The organism is Flavobacterium sp. PL02, assembly GCF_035013205.1.
GTDB lineage: Bacteria > Bacteroidota > Bacteroidia > Flavobacteriales > Flavobacteriaceae > Flavobacterium.
The window spans coordinates 396,193-413,714 of the sequence record NZ_JAYGJP010000003.1; the positions used below are offsets into that span (position 1 = coordinate 396,193).

Below are 17,522 nucleotides of genomic sequence, written 5' to 3' on the forward strand. Positions count from 1 at the left end.
AAATGTATTTAATAATTAATAGACATATTGAAGTTTAGTCATAAAAAAAGACCATTTGAAATTTCAAATGGTCTTTCTTGTAAGTTTCTACAGTAATTATGTGTAAAAGCTTTATCTTTTGTTCTTTTACAAATTAAAAGAAGCTCCTAAGCTAAATGTGAATTGATTATTCAGGTTGTAAAATACTCTGTCATCATTTCCGTATTTTGCAATAGGAAAACCAAGTTCAGTAAATACTCCAAATCCATCAGTAAAGAAATAACGACCACCAACGTGACCACCAAAATTTCTTAAACCTAAGCTTAATCCTGGGTAAACATCTAATTTTTTATCTACATTAATAACGCTTCCTAGGTTAGCATTAACTCTAACTTTAGCATCAAAACGATCTTGAAAATCTGGTTTAGTTCCATAATACTGAGTTGTACCATAAAAACCTGAATATTCGTTAACTCCTAATAAGTAATTTGAAACAAATCCGATAGAGAAATTTTCTCCAAGACCAAAATCTACAGAAGCTTGAATTCCTGATCCACCATCTTGAATGTTTGCACCGATATTTACTTTAGTGTCACCTTTACCACTAAATGCTTGTTGTGCTTGAGTTAAACCAAATGCCAATAAAAACGCAAGTGTAATAATCTTTTTCATAAAATTTATTGATTTAATTTTTTTGCAAAACTAGTATTTTTATATCTTAATTCCTACCTTTTTCGTCAAAATAGAGTTCGTTTAGGGGTTCGCTTTGCCAAAACTCCTTAGTGTCAACGTCCATAATTGTTAATTTCCCTGTAAATGCAGCTCCAGTGTCTACATTCCAAACATTGGCTTTTTGCACAGGAACAGTTTCATGTATTCTAGTTACAGGAGTATGGCCAATATAAATCTCTTTATAGTGTTTTAATCTCTTTGGGTAAAACAAAGAATCAGTTTTCATATTCGGGTCAAGGGCAAGAGCCATTTCCCAAAGAGTTCTGTCCCAATAAAAGGCTTCACTAGAATATTCATAGGTTACTCCATTCATATTGGTAAAACCAGCATGAACAAATAATCTGTTTTGGGAGTCTAAATAATAATTCTGTAATGATTCAAAAAAGGCAACATGTATTTCTTTATGGCTGTTACTTATTGCTTCGTATGCAAGTACAGTTGCTTCGCCTCCGTGATGGTGCCATAATTCATTGTCTATACCATCTCTCATCCATTGTTGTAGTAAATCATCATGATTGCCACGAATACAAATGCAGTTTTGTTTTTGTCTCAGGTCAATTAAAAAATCAATTACTTGTGGCGACTGGCTCCAACCGTCTACATAATCACCCAAGAAAATCAAGGTATCTTTGTCTGTTACAGCGGCTCTTTCCATGACTTGTTGCAAAGCCCTCAAGCCACCATGTATATCGCCAATAACGAATGTTCTCATTTTAATATTTTGTAATGTACTTACAAAAATAGCAGAAATTGATTTGGTATTTACTTATTCACTTGTTAATGTTTGTTATTATTACAAAAATCTTAGTTTATTTAATTAGCCTATTTATTACGTTTCTCAGGATTGTTTTGGTTTACCTGACTATAGATAAAATTTAACGTATTTATCGAATTTTTTTGGTGTCATTTGAATCTGTTATAACAGTTTCCTGTCTAAATTTGTAGCATGTCTGAACTGCCTACATATCGAAAAATTATCCATATAGATATGGATGCATTTTATGCTTCGGTAGAGCAAATGGATAACCCTTTTTTAAGAGGGAAACCCCTTGCCGTTGGTGGCTCAGAGAATCGAGGTGTAGTATCGGCAGCAAGTTACGAAGCTCGTAAATTTGGTGTTCGTAGCGCAATTAGCGGAGTTCTTGCCAAGAAATATTGTCCAGAGCTTATTTTTGTACCTCCGCGTTTTGATCGATACAAAGAGATATCAATAAAAATCCATAAAATCTTTCATGAATATACTGACTTAGTTGAGCCACTTTCGCTTGACGAGGCTTATCTTGATGTTACGGTTAACAAAAAAGGAAATCCGAGTGCTAGTTTATTGGCTCAGGAAATAAGACAGCGAATTTTTAATGAAGTCGGAATAACAGCTTCGGCAGGAATTTCGATAAATAAATTTGTAGCAAAAGTTGCTAGTGATTATAATAAACCAAATGGTCAGAAAACGGTTAATCCAGATGAGGTTGTTCCTTTTCTGGAAGAATTACCCATTAGGAAGTTTTATGGAGTAGGGAAGGTAACCACCGAAAAAATGTACCAACTCGGTATTTTTACCGGTACAGATTTAAAAAGTAAAAGCTTAGAGTTTCTGGAAAAGCATTTCGGAAAATCGGGTACTTTCTATTATCATGTTGTACGTGGGGTTCATAATAGCGAAGTTAAAGCAGATAGAATAACAAAGTCGGTGGCAGCGGAACATACTTTTGATGTCAATCTTTCTTCGGAGATTTTTATGCTAGAACAACTAGAAAGAATTGCAACTTCATTAGAAAGACGTTTAAAAAAGTATAAAGTTTCTGGTAAAACAGTTACACTTAAGATTAAGTATAGTGATTTTACTCAGCAAACCAGAAGTAAAACATTGCCCTATTTTATTGCTGATAAAAGTTTGATTATGGAAACCGTAAAAGAGTTATTGTATCAGGAACGAATGAAAGATTCGGTTCGATTACTCGGAATTTCATTAAGCAATCTAAATACCGAAGAAAAGAAGGCTATTGTTGTACAGCTTAAATTTGACTTTTAAATTGATTAAACAAGCGTTAAATGCGTAATATCGCTATGATAGATGTTGTTTTCAATATACCTTTGATTAAAATTTTTGTTTATGTTTAATTTAGATGCTTATGATACCGCAATTGCAAAATATCATCGAGAGATGAATTGCAATGGCATTCCTGTGATTTCATGGGATTTTCATCATGGTTTTTTAAATGATTTAAAAGCTAATTATTCAGATTGGCAAAGAGTAAACAATATCTCCAATCAATTTAATTGGGATGAATCCGAATTTGATATTTTAGAACGATTGAAGGAGGAAGTTGTTGTAATTACCGATCTAGAGCTGAAGATCGTTTTTGCTTCGAGCCGAATCGTAAACATGACAGGATATACAGAAGTTGAGGTTCTGGGTAAAACACCTAAAATGTTTCAAGGACCCGAAACTTGTTCAGAAACCACAAATGAAATTAGAGTAGCTATCGATTCTGAAGAAACTTTTGAAAAGACTATTCTTAATTATAAAAAGAACGGAGAAACATACTTTTGTACTATAAATGCTTTCCCTGTTTTTAATGTAAAGGGAAAACTATCCCATTTTATCGCTTTTGAGAAAGCGGCATAAAAAAAGCCTTTTTGAAAATCAAAAAGGCTTTTTTGTATAAGTATAGAAAGGATTAGTTTCTGTTATTTAATTTAGATAACAATCTTAGGAATTCGATATACAACCAAACAAGGGTAATCATCAATCCCATTGCGCCGTACCATTCCATGAATTTTGGCATTTTTTGTTGAACACCTTCTTCGATTCTGTCAAAATCTAAAAATAGGTTTAAAGCAGCAATAACGATTACAAAAACACTAATACCAATACTCATCATAGAGTTACCGTGATGAACAGGAGTAAAGCTTGTAAACATCGAAACTATCCAAGAAATTAAATAGTAAGTTGCAATTGCCAGTGTAGCTGCCATAACAACCGATTTGAATTGCTCAGTTACTTTTACGATTTTGAATTTATATAAACCAAGACAAACCATAAATGTTACAAATGTAGCACCAACAGCCTGAATTACGATACCAGGATACATTGCTTCAAAAATTGCAGATATTCCACCAATGAATAAACCTTCAAACAAGGCATAACCTGGAGCTAAGTATGGAGAAAGTTGCGGTTTGAATGCAGCGACTACTACTAAAATTAATCCAACGATAGCTCCACCAATAGTAGGAAGCATAGGGTTGATTCCGTTAAAAGACATCCACCAAGTAATCATTGCTGTAGCAGTAAGCAATAAAAATAAGATAAGAGTTTTGTTGATAGTACCAGACAATGTCATTTCGTTACCATAATCGATAATTTTTGCTTGGTGAACATTGTCACTTTTTGCAGCAACCGATGTTGGAGAAAAACGTTTGTTACTTAAAAACGGATTGTTTGAGTTGAAAGCCATAATATATTTTGATTTTAAAACGTACCAAATATAACGCATATTTTCATAATTGCTCCAATCCCTATATATATTTTAACAATTGGATTATGCCTTTTTTATACTAACAAGAGATTTATTTAGCGCATTTTATTTATGAATTGCCTCCTGCTTTAGTTCAATGCTATCAAGTAGAACTTTTCCCTATAAAGGCAGAATTAGTAGTTTTCACGCCAAGTCGCAAAGCCGCCAAGCGATTAGATGTAAACTTTGCGCCTTGGCGTCTTTGCGAGAGAGTTTACTGAATGCAATTCATTCTATATAGTCATAAAAAATCTACGGTATTAATAGAAACTATAAAAAATGAAACCATGTAAGTCATATAAGTCCATTTAAGAGGAATAGCTGAAACTTATATTTCCTTACATCGCTTATATGGTTTAAATAAAAAAGCCACCAAGTTTTAAACTTGATGGCTTGTATTTTTATGTAAGTCTATTTAGTTCAAAAGGTCTAAAACCAAAGAAGGGAACAAACCGATAACAATGTTTAATAGTATAGAAACTACTGCAACAGCGTATATAAGGAAAGGTCTTCCAGTACGAGTTTCATTTGGTTCTTTAGTGTACATCGCTAAGATTAATTTGAAATAGTAACCAACACTAATAATAGAGTTAACCACTGCAACAATTACTAATGCAATATATCCTGCTTGTATTGCTTGATTAAACAAGAATAACTTAGCAAAGAAACCTGCAAAAATCGGAATACCTGCCATAGATAAAAGCGAAGCCGTAAGGATTGCTGCTAATAAAGGATTCGTTTTTCCTAAACCATGAAAATTGGTAATATCCTCGTTATCTTGATTTTTGCAAACATATAAGATTACACTAAAAGCTGCGATTCCAGCCAATGCATAAGCAGTTGTGTAATATAAAAGAGTTCCTGCAGAAGTAGCCAAAGTTAATAAAGTCATTAACATGAAACCTGCATGCGAAATACCAGAATAAGCAAGCATACGTTTTACGTTTACTTGACGCAATGCCATAATGTTACCAACAGTCATAGATAACATAGAAACAATCACGATTACGATTACATAACTTTCAGAAAGTTCAGCATTTAATATCGTTAATAGTTTGTATAAAGTAGCAATAGCAACAACTTTAGCCAAAGTACTCATTAAAGCAGTTGTTAAAGCAGGAGAACCTTCGTAAACATCTGGAGCCCAAAAGTGGAAAGGAACAGCAGCAACTTTAAACAACATACCAACAGTTAATAAAACAATCCCGATAGGAAACCAAATTGGCAATTCAGCAGATTGAGATAAATCGCTAATTTCAATTACATCAAAACTTCCCATAGCTCCGTAAATCAAACAGATTCCGAATAAGATAATTCCAGAAGCAAAAGAACCCATTAGGAAATATTTCATTCCAGCCTCATTACTTTTTATTTTCGTTCTATCGCTTGCAGCCAGTACATATAAAGCAATAGATAATACTTCGATACCTAAGAAGAACATAGCTAAGTTTCCGAAAGAAACCATTGCAACAGCTCCTGCCAATAAGAATATTTTTATAGCTACATAATCAGAAATTTTAGTTTGGTGATCTTCGTAGAAATTGTAACTCAAAGCCACTAAAAAAATCGTTAAAACAATAAACAAAGATGAAAACGCCGTAGAGTATTTACTCACCGCAATCATGTTATTGTAATAACTCTCGGTTAAACCGAACTCTGAATAGTTTATTGCCAAAACGCCTAATAAACCAATTATAGTTACTGGAATAATGGCTTTTCTTAAATTAAGAATTTCAAACAGTAGGCAAAAAACACCCAATCCTATTATAGCTATTAATGTATTCATTTTTGTTTTTTTGATTTAGGAATCTAAAACTAATGATGCCCTAATTTATTTTTATTTAAAATATGTTATTTATTCTTTACCAGCTTAGTTTCTGTGTATAACTTTTAAAATTACATCTAAACTTGGAGAAATTAAATCTGTAATTGGTTTTGGATACAATCCAAAAAAGAATAATACAGCAATAATTGCAACAAGCGAAATACCTTCAGAGATAGATACATCTGCAAAAGGCTTCGTATTTGTTTCTCCTAACATTACATGTTGGAACATTTTAAGCATATAGTAAGCACCAAGAATAATAGTAGTTCCACCTAAAACGGCAAACCAAATATTAATTTGAGAAAGGCTATATAATACTGTGAACTCTCCAACAAAGTTAAAAGTAGATGGTAATGCAACCGATGCCAATACTAAAATTAAGAACATCGAAGTGAACTTAGGCGATTGGTAACGAATTCCACCCATTTCAGAGATAACTCTGGTTTCGTATCTTCTAAAGATGATTTCGGCAGCAAGGAATAAACCAACTACTACAAAACCGTGAGCAATCATTTGTAAAACCGATCCGCTTAAACCATCAGCAGTTAGAGTATAAGTACCTGCAGCGATTAACCCAACGTGAGCTAATGAAGAATAAGCAAGTAATTTTTTTAAGTCTTTTTGTCTTAATGCAACAATAGAACCATAAATTACACCAGCAATCCCTAATGCAATAAATACAGTCATGTATTCTTTTGCAGGAAGTGGAGCAATTGGCAATTGCCAACGAATGATACTGTACAGTCCCATTTTAAGCATGATACCAGATAAAAGCATAGTTCCTGCAGTAGGTGCTTTTTGGTACACACTTGCTTGCCAAGTATGAAAAGGAATAAGAGGAATCTTAATAGCATAAGCTAAGAAGAAAGCCAGGAATATCCAAAGTTGCTCCGTTGCAGATAAATCCAATTCGTATAAATCAGTCAATAAGAAGCTACCCGCTTTTGTGTATAAGTAAACAAATGCTACAAGCATAAATAATGAACCAGCAAGAGTGTAGATAAAGAATTTAACTACCGCTTTTTTGCGTTCTTCAGTATCGCCATTACCCCAAATTAAGGCAATGAAATAAATAGGGATTAATGATAATTCCCAGAAAACATAGTATAACAAACCATCTGCGGCAAGGAAAGTCCCAACCATTGCAAATGCCATGAATAAAATTAAAGCATAGAATCCTTTTGCATTTGGGTAAGAATTCCCAAAAGAAGAAAGTATGATTATAGGAGTTAATGCCGTTGTAAGCAACAACATTGCAATACCCAATCCATCTGCATTTAATACAAATGAAATTTTAGGCTGAATAATCCATTGGCTAATATAGCTAATGCTTTCACCAAGATTATAATGATTTAACAATACAACCGAACAACCTAAAGCGGCCAAACTAAAGAACAAAGCTACTTTTGAAGCTAGTTTATCACCAACAAAATAAGTGACAAATGCACCAATTAAAAGTATAATTAATATAAGAGAAACGTTCATAGTTATTAAATTATTGAGCTAAAAATATATAAGAAACAATGGCACAAAGACCCAAAACAAAAGCAAACAAATATAGTCCGATACTTCCGCTTTGTAATTTTCTACCTTGATAACTTATCTCATTGGTTACTTTTCCTAATCCGAAAACAAGAGCTGATATACTTGTTTCTACATAATCTCTAAAGAATTTAGATATTCCATTAATAGAGCGTACAAATACATAATCGTAAGCTTCATCAACATAATACTTGTTGTATAATACTTTTGTTACCCCAGTAATAGATTCATCTTCACCAGGAACATTATTTTGTTTGATGTATTTTAAGTAGGCAATAAAAATCCCAACTAAACCACCAATTACTGCAACACCCATTAAGGTATATTCAGTAGTTCCTAAGTGATGAGCTTCGCCAGCTACTTTTGTAAAAAGTGGAGCTAAATAAGTATTCAACCAGCTATTTCCAGGTAAGCTAATCAATCCGCCAAAAGTAGCCAGGATTGCTAAAACGATTAATGGAAAAGTGATTAAAGCAGGACTTTCGTGTAAGTGACTTTTTTGGTGTTCAGTTCCTCTAAAATCTTTAAAGAAAGTTAAGAACATTAATCTAAACATATAAAAAGCAGTCATGATAGATGCAACCGATGCAACAACATAAAGCGGAATGTTATGATGAAAAGCAGTCAATAAAATTTCGTCTTTCGAGAAGAAACCAGAGAATAATGGAACTCCCGATATTGCTAATGAAGAAACAAGCATCGTGATAAATGTAACTGGCATAGCTTTACGTAATCCACCCATTTTACGCATATCTTGTTCACCATGCAAAGCGTGAATTACAGAACCAGAACCCAAGAATAAACAAGCTTTAAAGAAAGCGTGAGTTATTACGTGGAAAACAGCTACTTCGTAAGCACCTAATCCTAATGCTAAAAACATTAAACCTAATTGCGAAACAGTAGAGTAAGCCAATACTTTTTTAATATCATTCTGAACCAGACCAATTGTAGCAGCAACAAGAGAAGTTATTGCCCCGATAATAGCAATTAAGCTTTGAACATCTGGAGTTAAATCAAAAACAAAGTTTAATCTGGTAATCATAAAGATACCAGCAGTAACCATCGTAGCAGCGTGAATTAATGCAGAAACCGGAGTTGGTCCAGCCATCGCATCAGGCAACCATGTGTATAATGGGATTTGAGCCGATTTACCACAAGCACCAATAAATAAGCAAAAAGCAGCTAAAGAAAGTAACGGAACATTTAAGTCAGTTGCACTAGCAATTGCAGTTTTTATAGTTGCGTAATCTAGAGAAGAGAACATAGAACCGATGATAAAAATACCAACTAATAATCCTAAATCCCCAATTCTGTTGATGATAAAAGCTTTTTTAGCCGCATCATTATATTCTTGGTTTTTATACCAGAAACCGATTAGTAAGTAAGAACAAAGTCCTACACCTTCCCAACCAATGAATAATACTAATAAGTTACTTCCAACAACTAATGTAATCATGAAAAACACAAACAGATTTAAGTAAGCAAAAAACTGGTGCATTTTCTCATCATCATGCATATAGCTGATAGAGTATAAGTGAATCAAAGAACCAATACCAGTTACAAAAAGCAACCAAAGCAATGATAATTGATCTAATAAGAAACCTAAATCAACTTTGAAATTACTTATCTGAATCCATTCAAATAAAGAAATGCTGATAGGTTGTTGAGTTTGATTTATTTGAAGGAAAAAATAAATAGTTACAGCAAATGAAACAACTACAGAAAGAGTTCCTATAGCGCCAGAAACTGTCTTTCCTAGACTTTTCCCAAAGAAAACATTGATTAAAAATCCTAAAAAAGGAGCTAATACTAAAACTAAAGCTAAATTGGTATCCATTGCCATTTATCCTTTTAAATTTTTTAAATTATCGATACTAATTGAATGTATGTTTCTAAATATCGATACTAAAATTGCCAATCCAACCGCTACTTCAGCAGCAGCAACTGCCATCGAGAAAAATACGAATACTTGTCCTTGTGCATCTTGGTGATAAGTAGAGAAAGCAACAAATAATAAGTTTACTGCATTAAGCATGATTTCGATTGACATAAAAACGATAATCGCATTACGTCTGTATAAAACACCAAATATGCCTACGCAAAAAAGGACTACACTTAAAAATATGTAGTTTTCAATACCTATTTGATTTAAAATATTATTCATTATTTTTTCGATTTTTCTTTTTTAGACAATAACACAGTTCCAATCATGGCAACCAAAAGTAAAATAGAAGCAAATTCAAACGGAACCATATATTCGTTCAGTAATATTTTACCTAATACTTTTATCGATTGAAAATCTTCACCAGTCGAGTCGTATTCACCAACAATTGGTTTAGAGTTAATAAATATTGCAATTAATACAATACAAATCAAACAGAAAGAAACAATAGCGCCCAAACGAGTAATTCGGGGTTTATGTACTTCGTGTTTTTCGTTCAGGTTCATCAACATAATGGTAAATAAAAACAAAATCATTATGGCTCCCGAATATACTATGATGTGAACAATCGCTAGAAACTGAGCATTTAATAGTAAATAATGACCCGCAATCGAGAAAAAGCAAATCACTAAATAAATAGCACTATGAATAGGGTTACGACTAAAAATCGTTAAGAAAGCAGTTATCACTGTTATGAAAGCTAATATACAAAAAGTAATTTGTATTGCATTTGCATTTGCAAAATCAGGTATATGTATCATTAATTAGCGTTTTTAAGTTGAGCGTTTTTCATAGCCACATCTAATGGCATCACTAATTTATCTTTTCCAAAAATAAAATCTTCTCTTTCATAACTAGAAGGAACTAATACTTTTGACGTAGTCAGGTAAATTGCATCTTTAGGACAAGCCTCTTCACACAATCCACAAAAAATACAACGCAACATATTAATCTCATATATCGAAGCATATTTTTCTTCTCTGTACAAATGTTTCTCATTTGGTTTACGCTCTTCAGCTTTCATCGTGATTGCCTCAGCAGGACATGACAAAGCACATAATCCACATGCAGTACAGTTCTCACGACCTTGTTCATCACGTTTCAACTGGTGTTGACCACGATAAACATCGCTTCGTACACGAACTTGTTCTGGGTAGTGAATTGTTTTCTTACGTCTAAAAAAGTGTTTGATTGTAATAACCAAGCCCTTGAAAATTGCAACAAGGTACAATCGCTCAAGAAAAGTCATCTCTTTATTTGAGACTACCTTTTTTCTACCCGATAATGATATAGTTTCTATCGACATTTTAATTTATCATTTGCGATTTTGATTCCAAAACCAAATTCAAAAATTTATTTCTTTTATTTTTATCTGAAGCTAATCCTGCTATCCGTTACAATCTTTATTGTTTTAAAGGAAAACAATAAAGGATTTCCACTTCTATCAGGGCTAGGTATTTCGTTTATTAAAACCCTAAATAAGCTGCAATTTCACCTCTTAACATTACAACACCAGTAATCATGATATTGATGATAGAAAGCGGAATTAATATTTTCCAACCCAAATGCATCAATTGGTCATATCTGAATCTTGGAATAGTCCAACGAACCCACATATAGAAAAATATGAAAAAGCATATTTTGGCAAATAAAACAACCATTCCTAAAACGTTAGCCGGATTTACACCCGCATTCTCCACCATCCATTGCATACCAGGATAGTTATATCCACCAAAGAACAATACAGAGATAATAGTAGCCGAGATAAACATATTTGCATATTCAGCAAATAAATAGAATCCCATTTTCATCGAAGAATACTCTGTGTGATATCCACCAACTAATTCCGTTTCACATTCTGCTAAGTCAAAAGGAGTTCTGTTTGTTTCAGCAAATGCGCAAATAAGGAAAATCAAGAAAGATAAAGGTTGGTAAAATACATTCCAGTTCATTTCAGCTTGTTGCATAGAGATTTCTCTTAAGCTTAAACTACCAGTCATCATCAATAAAGCAATCATCGACAATCCCATTGCGATTTCATACGAAACCATTTGCGAAGCAGCACGAACCGCTCCCATCAATGAGAATTTACTGTTAGATGCCCATCCACCAATCATAATACCATAAACCCCAACAGAAACAACTCCGAAGAAATATAATAATCCAATATTGATATCTGTAGCTTGTAGTAAAATATCTCTGCCAAATAAATGTAATTTATCTCCCCAAGGAATTACGGCACTTGTCATTAAAGCAGTACTCATAGCAATTGCAGGACCTACAACAAATAAAAATTTATTTGGAGTATTAGGTATAAACTCCTCTTTCGAGAATAACTTCATACCATCTGCAAGAGGTTGTAATAATCCACCCCAACCAGCACGGTTAGGTCCAACACGGTCTTGTAAGAAAGCTGCAACTTTACGTTCAGCCCAAGTAGAATACATCGCCATAATCATAGTCACGGCAAAAACCACTAAGATTACAACACTTTTTTCTATAATAAATGTACTATCCATTACTAAGAGATTTTGTCGTTATTGGTTAATGGAATTTGTGCCATACTAATTTTTTTACGGTCTTCATCTCTACCTAAAAGGATATTCTTCTCCGTATCGATTTCTACTTTTTCTAACTTACGAGTATAGTTATTTTGGTTGATAACCGAATCTTTTTCAAATTCTCTTGGTCCTTCAATAGTCCAGTCAGCAACATTTTTGTGGTCAAAACGACAACTGTTACAAATAAACTCTTCTACTTCATGGTAAATGTCTTTACGACCAGTTACACGTTGTATTTCGCCACCAAACATCCAAACAGTAGTTTTACCACAACATCCAGGAGTAGTACACTCTCTGTGTGCATTATAAGGCTTATTAAACCAAACTCTTGATTTAAAACGGAAAGTTTTATCAGTCAAAGCTCCAACAGGACATACATCAATCATATTTCCAGAGAACTCATTATCGATTGCTTTAGAGATACCAGTCGAAATATTAGCGTGATCACCACGATCTAATACCCCGTGAACTCTATTGTCTGTCAATTGATCTGCAACTTGTACACATCTCTGACATAAGATACAACGGTTCATGTGCAATTGAATATGCGGACCTATATCTTCTGGCTCAAAAGTTCTTTTTTCTTCAATGAAACGTGATTTCGGATTTCCGTGCTCAAAACTTAAATTTTGAAGATCACATTCACCAGCCTGATCACAAACAGGGCAATCCAAAGGGTGATTAATCAATAAAAATTCTGTTACAGATTTACGTGCTTCCGTTACTCTGTCAGAAGATTTGCTGTTTACTTCCATACCATCCATACATCCTGTTACACAAGATGCCATCAATTTTGGCATTGGTCTTGGATCAGCTTCACTTCCTTTCGATACTTCAACTAAACAACAACGGCATTTTCCTCCGCTACCTTTTAATTTTGAGTAATAGCACATGGCTGGCGGAACTAAATCTCCACCAATCATACGTGCAGCCTGTAGGATTGTTGTTCCTGGCTCTACGTCTATACTTTGACCGTCTATGGTTACTTTCATCTCTATATTTTGTTATTTTAGTTTAAGGTTTAAAGTTTCAAGTTGTTGAACTTAAAGCTAAAAAGCTTCAAACTAATTTAAACTGTTTGTTTTGTTACTAAATGTTTTACTTGCGAAAAAGGCTCAGCAACAAAATGTTCTCTGTTTTTTATTTTTTCTGGGAAACGAACGTGATATTCAAATTCATCTCTAAAATGACGAATAGCTGCTGCTACTGGCCAAGATGCTGCATCTCCAAGTGGGCAAATCGTATTTCCTTCGATTTTACTTTGAATGCTCCATAATAATTCGATATCTTCTTCACGACCTTGACCGTTTTCGATTCTCCATAATATTTTTTCTAACCATCCTGTACCTTCACGACAAGGAGTACATTGTCCACAAGATTCGTGGTGGTAAAAACGTGCAAAATTCCATGTATTTCTTACGATACAGGCAGTGTCGTTGTACACAATAAATCCTCCAGAACCTAACATAGATCCAGTAGCAAAACCACCATCACTTAAAGATTCGTAAGTCATTAAACGATCTTCACCATTTGCAGTTTTAAAAATTAATTCAGCTGGTAAAATTGGCACAGAAGAACCTCCAGGAACAAACGCTTTTAAAGGTCTGCTAGAAGACATTCCGCCTAAGTATTCATCAGAATTCATGAATTCATCAACACTTAAACCTAATTCAATTTCGTAAACCCCAGGATTTTTAACGTGTCCAGAAGCAGAGATTAATTTAGTTCCAGTAGAACGACCTACACCAATTTTGGCATAATCATCACCAGAGTTATTGATAATCCATGGCACAGTGGCAATAGTTTCAACATTGTTTACCACGGTAGGGTTAGCCCAAAGTCCAGAAACAGCAGGGAACGGTGGTTTAATACGCGGATTTCCTCTTTTTCCTTCCAATGACTCAATAAGTGCAGTTTCTTCACCACAAATATAAGCACCAGCCCCACAGTGAACGTATAGTTCCAGATCATATCCTGATCCTAATATGTTTTTTCCCAAAAATCCAGCAGCTTTCGCTTCGGCAATGGCTCTTTCTAATATTTTGAAAACCCACATATATTCTCCACGTATGTAGATATATGATAAGTTAGCGCCTAAGGCAAAACTTGAAGTAATCATACCTTCAATCAATAAGTGAGGAATGTATTCCATCAAATAACGATCTTTAAAAGTACCTGGCTCAGATTCGTCGGCGTTGCATACTAAATGTCTTGGTTTTCCTGATTTTTTATCAATAAAACTCCATTTCATACCTGCAGGGAAACCTGCACCACCACGACCACGAAGACCTGATTTTTTTACTTCTTCAACAACTTCGTCTGGTGTAAGCGTTTTTAAAGCTTTTTCTACAGATGCATAACCACCATTTTTGCGGTACACTTCGTAGGTTTTAATACCAGGAATATTGATTTTATCTAATAATATTTTCTGTGACATATTATTTATCGTGTAATATTATTTTATTATCCTTACAATCAGTGATTAGCTGATCAATTTTTTCTTCTGTAAGTTTTTCTTTGTAGAAATCGCCTAACTGCATCATTGGAGCGTATCCGCAAGCCCCTAAACACTCAACGCCAGCAATGCTGAACATTCCGTCAGGAGTTGTTTCACCCATTTTAATGCCTAATTTCTCAGATGTATAATCCATTAAATTTTCGGCACCATTTAAACAACAACAAGAAGTCTGACAAAATTCAAACATGTATTTACCCATTGGTTTTTGGTTGTACATGGTATAAAAAGTTACCACTTCGTAAACCTCAATCGGTTTTATATGTAAAATTTCGGCAACCTTGTCCTGTAGCTCAATACTTAGCCAGTTTTCATGGGCATCTTGTACTTCGTGTAAAACAGGCAATAAAGCCGATTTTCTTTTGTCTTCAGGATAATGACTGATTAACTCATTGATGCGGTTCATCAATGCCTCAGTCATATTTATTTCTTGTTTGTAATGTTTACGTTCCATTTTTATTTTAGATTTTAGATTTTAGATTTCAGTTTTTTCTGTTGTCTATAATCTATATTCTGCAATCATTGTTTAAGTTTTAGATTCTTCAATCTGAATTCTTTATGCGTCTAACTCTCCAGCGATAACATTTAAACTTGATAATATTACAATGGCATCGGATAACATAGCTCCTTTAATCATTTCAGGATAAGCTTGATAATATATAAAGCAAGGTCTTCTAAAATGTAATCTGTATGGAGTTCTGCTTCCGTCGGTTACCAGGTAAAATCCTAATTCACCATTTCCGCCTTCAACCGCGTGGTATATTTCGGCAACTGGAACAGGAACTTCTCCCATAACAATCTTAAAGTGATATATTAACGATTCCATGTTAGTGTATACATCTTCTTTTGGAGGAAGATAGTAATCTGGAACTTCAGCATGGAAAACATTTCCTTCTGGCATTTTATCTAATGCTTGACGAATAATGCTTAAACTTTCCCAAACTTCGGCATTACGAACACAGAAACGGTCGTAAGTATCTCCCGATTTACCAACTGGAACGATAAAGTCAAAATCTTCGTAAGATGAATACGGTTGAGCAACACGTATGTCATAATCAACACCACTAGCACGTAAGTTTGGTCCTGTGAAACCGTAAGCCATAGCTCTTTCGGCACTTATTGGTCCAACATTAACCGTTCTGTCAATGAAAATTCTGTTTCTTTCGAATAAGCTTTCGAATTCTTTCCAGGCAACTGGAAATTCTTCTAAGAAAATTTCAATTTTTTTGAAAGCGGCCTCAGACCAATCTCTTTCAAATCCACCGATTCTTCCCATATTTGTAGTTAAACGAGCTCCACAAATTTCTTCGTAGATTTCGTATATTTTTTCTCTAAATTGAAAAACGTAAAGGAAACCTGTATAAGCACCTGTATCTACCCCAAGAATTGAATTACAGATAATATGATCGGTAATTCTTGACAGTTCCATTATGATAACTCTTAAGTATTGAACACGTTTAGGTATTTCAATTTCTAAAAGTTTTTCTAGAGTCATCCACCATCCCATATTATTGATAGGAGAGGAGCAATAGTTCATTCGGTCTGTAAGAGGAGTGATTTGATAAAAAGGACGATTTTCGGCAATTTTTTCGAATGCTCTGTGGATGTAACCAATAGTTGTTTCAGCCTCAAGAATTCTCTCACCGTCCATTAACAGTACGTTTTGAAAAATACCGTGTGTAGCTGGGTGTGTTGGTCCTAAGTTCAGAACAGAAAGTTCGCTTCCTTCGTCGTTTAGTTTCTGTTCGATTATTTTAGCATAGCGATGCTCTGGTGGTAATAATAGTTCTGACATTTATTTAATGTGAAAAATTATATGATTTTGTCTTAGCAATTTGTTGTTGTTCTTCCAAAGAACCTGTCGTCTTTATCAGTTCTTCCACTGTCTTCCAATGGGAACTCTTTACGCATCGGAAATGAAATCATTTCATCCATATTCAAAATACGTTTCAATTGTGGATGACCGATGAAATTTACCCCATAAAAATCATATGTTTCTCTTTCCATCCAGTTTGAACACAAGAAAATGTTTGATATGGTTTTTATTTCTGGTTTTTCACCATTGATAAAGGCTTTTATTTTAATTCTTTTGTTTTCATACCAGTTATGCAAATGATATACTATTGCAAATTGGCGGTCAACTTCATTATCAGGGTAGTGAATACCACATAAATCGGTTAGGAAATGAAAACGTAATATTGGGTCATTTTTCAAAAAAAGAATTACAGCTGTAATTTTATCAGAATCAACTTCTAATGAAAAAATGTCTCTTTCTTGATTGAAATTGAAAACACTTTCTCCAAATGTTTCAATTAATTTATCTTGAATTTCTATTGTCTCTAATGCCATTTTGTTATTGAATGTTATATGAAGCCAATAATTCTTGGTACTCAGGTGAGCTACGTCTTCTTACAGACTCGCTTTTTACTAATTCTTGTAATTTCATCACACCATCAAGAATTTGTTCTGGTCTTGGCGGACAACCCGGAACATAAACATCTACAGGTATTATTTTGTCAATTCCCTGAAGAACTGAATAAGTATCAAAAATACCTCCGGATGATGCACAAGCACCTACGGCAATAACCCAACGAGGTTCGGCCATTTGCTCATAAACCTGACGTAAAACTGGTCCCATTTTTTTAGAAATAGTTCCCATTACCATTAACATATCAGCCTGACGAGGAGAAAAACTCACACGCTCAGAACCAAATCGTGCTATATCGTAATGCGAAGCCATTGTAGCCATGAATTCGATACCACAACAAGAAGTTGCAAATGGTAAAGGCCATAACGAATTGGCTCTTGCTAAACCTACAACATCGTTAAGTTTTGTAGCGAAGAAACCCTCTCCTGTAACTCCTTCTGGCGGGGCAACCATATTTATATTTGAATCGCTCATTTTTATTTT

General features: G+C 34.1%; 18 protein-coding genes. 2 read left to right on the forward strand and 16 right to left on the reverse strand.

The window, feature by feature from the left end; all coding sequences use genetic code 11:
- Positions 1-126: 126 nt before the first annotated feature.
- Both SHI72_RS12680 and SHI72_RS12685 read right to left on the reverse strand, forming a co-directional pair.
- Positions 127-651 carry a DUF6646 family protein gene (locus SHI72_RS12680; RefSeq protein WP_039113645.1) on the reverse strand — a complete coding sequence of 175 codons (525 nt, stop codon included), beginning with the start codon at positions 649-651 and terminating at the stop codon, positions 127-129.
- A gap of 46 nt (positions 652-697) precedes the next feature.
- Positions 698-1,423 carry a metallophosphoesterase family protein gene (locus tag SHI72_RS12685; protein WP_039113646.1) on the reverse strand — a complete coding sequence of 242 codons (726 nt, stop codon included), beginning with the start codon at positions 1,421-1,423 and terminating at the stop codon, positions 698-700.
- A 234-nt stretch (positions 1,424-1,657) separates the two neighbouring features.
- Between SHI72_RS12685 and dinB the strand changes: the two genes are divergently transcribed.
- Positions 1,658-2,740 (forward strand): DNA polymerase IV, encoded by a 1,083-nt coding sequence (gene dinB, locus SHI72_RS12690; protein ID WP_039113648.1) that lies wholly within the window; start codon positions 1,658-1,660, stop codon positions 2,738-2,740.
- A gap of 81 nt (positions 2,741-2,821) precedes the next feature.
- Positions 2,822-3,337 carry a PAS domain-containing protein gene (locus SHI72_RS12695; protein ID WP_323490165.1) on the forward strand — a complete coding sequence of 172 codons (516 nt, stop codon included), beginning with the start codon at positions 2,822-2,824 and terminating at the stop codon, positions 3,335-3,337.
- A 52-nt stretch (positions 3,338-3,389) separates the two neighbouring features.
- Here SHI72_RS12695 and SHI72_RS12700 read toward each other — a convergent pair whose 3' ends face one another.
- The 14 genes from SHI72_RS12700 to SHI72_RS12765 all read right to left on the reverse strand — a co-directional run bounded on the left by SHI72_RS12700 (position 3,390) and on the right by SHI72_RS12765 (position 17,513).
- Positions 3,390-4,166: a Bax inhibitor-1/YccA family membrane protein gene (locus SHI72_RS12700; protein WP_039113651.1), complete on the reverse strand. Its 777-nt coding sequence runs from the start codon at positions 4,164-4,166 to the stop codon at positions 3,390-3,392.
- Between the two features lie 475 nt (positions 4,167-4,641).
- A complete protein-coding gene (locus SHI72_RS12705) occupies positions 4,642-6,012 on the reverse strand; it encodes an NADH-quinone oxidoreductase subunit N (protein WP_039117046.1) in 1,371 nt (456 codons plus the stop codon).
- Between the two features lie 84 nt (positions 6,013-6,096).
- Positions 6,097-7,536 (reverse strand): NADH-quinone oxidoreductase subunit M, encoded by a 1,440-nt coding sequence (locus tag SHI72_RS12710; protein WP_323490166.1) that lies wholly within the window; start codon positions 7,534-7,536, stop codon positions 6,097-6,099.
- A 10-nt stretch (positions 7,537-7,546) separates the two neighbouring features.
- A complete protein-coding gene (gene nuoL / locus SHI72_RS12715; protein WP_323490167.1) occupies positions 7,547-9,430 on the reverse strand; it encodes an NADH-quinone oxidoreductase subunit L in 1,884 nt (627 codons plus the stop codon).
- A 6-nt stretch (positions 9,431-9,436) separates the two neighbouring features.
- Entirely contained in the window at positions 9,437-9,757 is a 321-nt protein-coding gene (gene nuoK, locus SHI72_RS12720; protein WP_035618229.1) for an NADH-quinone oxidoreductase subunit NuoK, read from the reverse strand.
- Positions 9,757-10,296 carry an NADH-quinone oxidoreductase subunit J gene (locus tag SHI72_RS12725; protein WP_039113657.1) on the reverse strand — a complete coding sequence of 180 codons (540 nt, stop codon included), beginning with the start codon at positions 10,294-10,296 and terminating at the stop codon, positions 9,757-9,759. Before SHI72_RS12725 ends, nuoK begins: the two co-directional genes overlap by 1 nt.
- A complete protein-coding gene (locus SHI72_RS12730; protein WP_039113659.1) occupies positions 10,296-10,841 on the reverse strand; it encodes a NuoI/complex I 23 kDa subunit family protein in 546 nt (181 codons plus the stop codon). The genes SHI72_RS12725 and SHI72_RS12730 overlap by 1 nt, the downstream gene beginning before the upstream one ends.
- 160 nt (positions 10,842-11,001) lie before the next feature.
- The gene (gene nuoH, locus SHI72_RS12735; protein WP_039113661.1) at positions 11,002-12,054 is read right to left on the reverse strand and encodes an NADH-quinone oxidoreductase subunit NuoH; all 1,053 of its coding nucleotides are present in this window, start codon (positions 12,052-12,054) and stop codon (positions 11,002-11,004) included.
- Between the two features lie 2 nt (positions 12,055-12,056).
- On the reverse strand, positions 12,057-13,088 hold the full coding sequence (locus SHI72_RS12740) for a 2Fe-2S iron-sulfur cluster-binding protein (RefSeq protein ID WP_039113663.1): 1,032 nt from the start codon (positions 13,086-13,088) through the stop codon (positions 12,057-12,059).
- 77 nt (positions 13,089-13,165) lie between these two features.
- On the reverse strand, positions 13,166-14,533 hold the full coding sequence (gene nuoF / locus SHI72_RS12745) for an NADH-quinone oxidoreductase subunit NuoF (protein WP_039113665.1): 1,368 nt from the start codon (positions 14,531-14,533) through the stop codon (positions 13,166-13,168).
- 1 nt (position 14,534) lies between these two features.
- On the reverse strand, positions 14,535-15,065 hold the full coding sequence (locus SHI72_RS12750; RefSeq protein ID WP_039113666.1) for a complex I 24 kDa subunit family protein: 531 nt from the start codon (positions 15,063-15,065) through the stop codon (positions 14,535-14,537).
- Between the two features lie 102 nt (positions 15,066-15,167).
- Positions 15,168-16,406 (reverse strand): NADH-quinone oxidoreductase subunit D, encoded by a 1,239-nt coding sequence (locus SHI72_RS12755; RefSeq protein ID WP_039113667.1) that lies wholly within the window; start codon positions 16,404-16,406, stop codon positions 15,168-15,170.
- Between the two features lie 32 nt (positions 16,407-16,438).
- Positions 16,439-16,960: an NADH-quinone oxidoreductase subunit C gene (locus SHI72_RS12760; protein WP_039113669.1), complete on the reverse strand. Its 522-nt coding sequence runs from the start codon at positions 16,958-16,960 to the stop codon at positions 16,439-16,441.
- A 4-nt stretch (positions 16,961-16,964) separates the two neighbouring features.
- Positions 16,965-17,513, reverse strand: coding sequence for an NADH-quinone oxidoreductase subunit B (locus SHI72_RS12765; RefSeq protein ID WP_035618207.1), 549 nt, complete (start codon positions 17,511-17,513; stop codon positions 16,965-16,967).
- Between the last annotated feature and the right edge of the window lie 9 nt (positions 17,514-17,522).

What these genes read in the sequence shown, in the direction of transcription:
- SHI72_RS12680 (WP_039113645.1), bottom strand. Translation starts at nt 651, where the DNA reads ATGAAAAAGATTATTACACTTGCGTTTTTATTGGCATTTGGTTTAACT.
- SHI72_RS12685 (WP_039113646.1), bottom strand. Translation starts at nt 1,423, where the DNA reads ATGAGAACATTCGTTATTGGCGATATACATGGTGGCTTGAGGGCTTTG.
- dinB (WP_039113648.1), top strand. Translation starts at nt 1,658, where the DNA reads ATGTCTGAACTGCCTACATATCGAAAAATTATCCATATAGATATGGAT.
- SHI72_RS12695 (WP_323490165.1), top strand. Translation starts at nt 2,822, where the DNA reads ATGTTTAATTTAGATGCTTATGATACCGCAATTGCAAAATATCATCGA.
- SHI72_RS12700 (WP_039113651.1), bottom strand. Translation starts at nt 4,166, where the DNA reads ATGGCTTTCAACTCAAACAATCCGTTTTTAAGTAACAAACGTTTTTCT.
- SHI72_RS12705 (WP_039117046.1), bottom strand. Translation starts at nt 6,012, where the DNA reads ATGAATACATTAATAGCTATAATAGGATTGGGTGTTTTTTGCCTACTG.
- SHI72_RS12710 (WP_323490166.1), bottom strand. Translation starts at nt 7,536, where the DNA reads ATGAACGTTTCTCTTATATTAATTATACTTTTAATTGGTGCATTTGTC.
- nuoL (WP_323490167.1), bottom strand. Translation starts at nt 9,430, where the DNA reads ATGGATACCAATTTAGCTTTAGTTTTAGTATTAGCTCCTTTTTTAGGA.
- nuoK (WP_035618229.1), bottom strand. Translation starts at nt 9,757, where the DNA reads ATGAATAATATTTTAAATCAAATAGGTATTGAAAACTACATATTTTTA.
- SHI72_RS12725 (WP_039113657.1), bottom strand. Translation starts at nt 10,296, where the DNA reads ATGATACATATACCTGATTTTGCAAATGCAAATGCAATACAAATTACT.
- SHI72_RS12730 (WP_039113659.1), bottom strand. Translation starts at nt 10,841, where the DNA reads ATGTCGATAGAAACTATATCATTATCGGGTAGAAAAAAGGTAGTCTCA.
- nuoH (WP_039113661.1), bottom strand. Translation starts at nt 12,054, where the DNA reads ATGGATAGTACATTTATTATAGAAAAAAGTGTTGTAATCTTAGTGGTT.
- SHI72_RS12740 (WP_039113663.1), bottom strand. Translation starts at nt 13,088, where the DNA reads ATGAAAGTAACCATAGACGGTCAAAGTATAGACGTAGAGCCAGGAACA.
- nuoF (WP_039113665.1), bottom strand. Translation starts at nt 14,533, where the DNA reads ATGTCACAGAAAATATTATTAGATAAAATCAATATTCCTGGTATTAAA.
- SHI72_RS12750 (WP_039113666.1), bottom strand. Translation starts at nt 15,065, where the DNA reads ATGGAACGTAAACATTACAAACAAGAAATAAATATGACTGAGGCATTG.
- SHI72_RS12755 (WP_039113667.1), bottom strand. Translation starts at nt 16,406, where the DNA reads ATGTCAGAACTATTATTACCACCAGAGCATCGCTATGCTAAAATAATC.
- SHI72_RS12760 (WP_039113669.1), bottom strand. Translation starts at nt 16,960, where the DNA reads ATGGCATTAGAGACAATAGAAATTCAAGATAAATTAATTGAAACATTT.
- SHI72_RS12765 (WP_035618207.1), bottom strand. Translation starts at nt 17,513, where the DNA reads ATGAGCGATTCAAATATAAATATGGTTGCCCCGCCAGAAGGAGTTACA.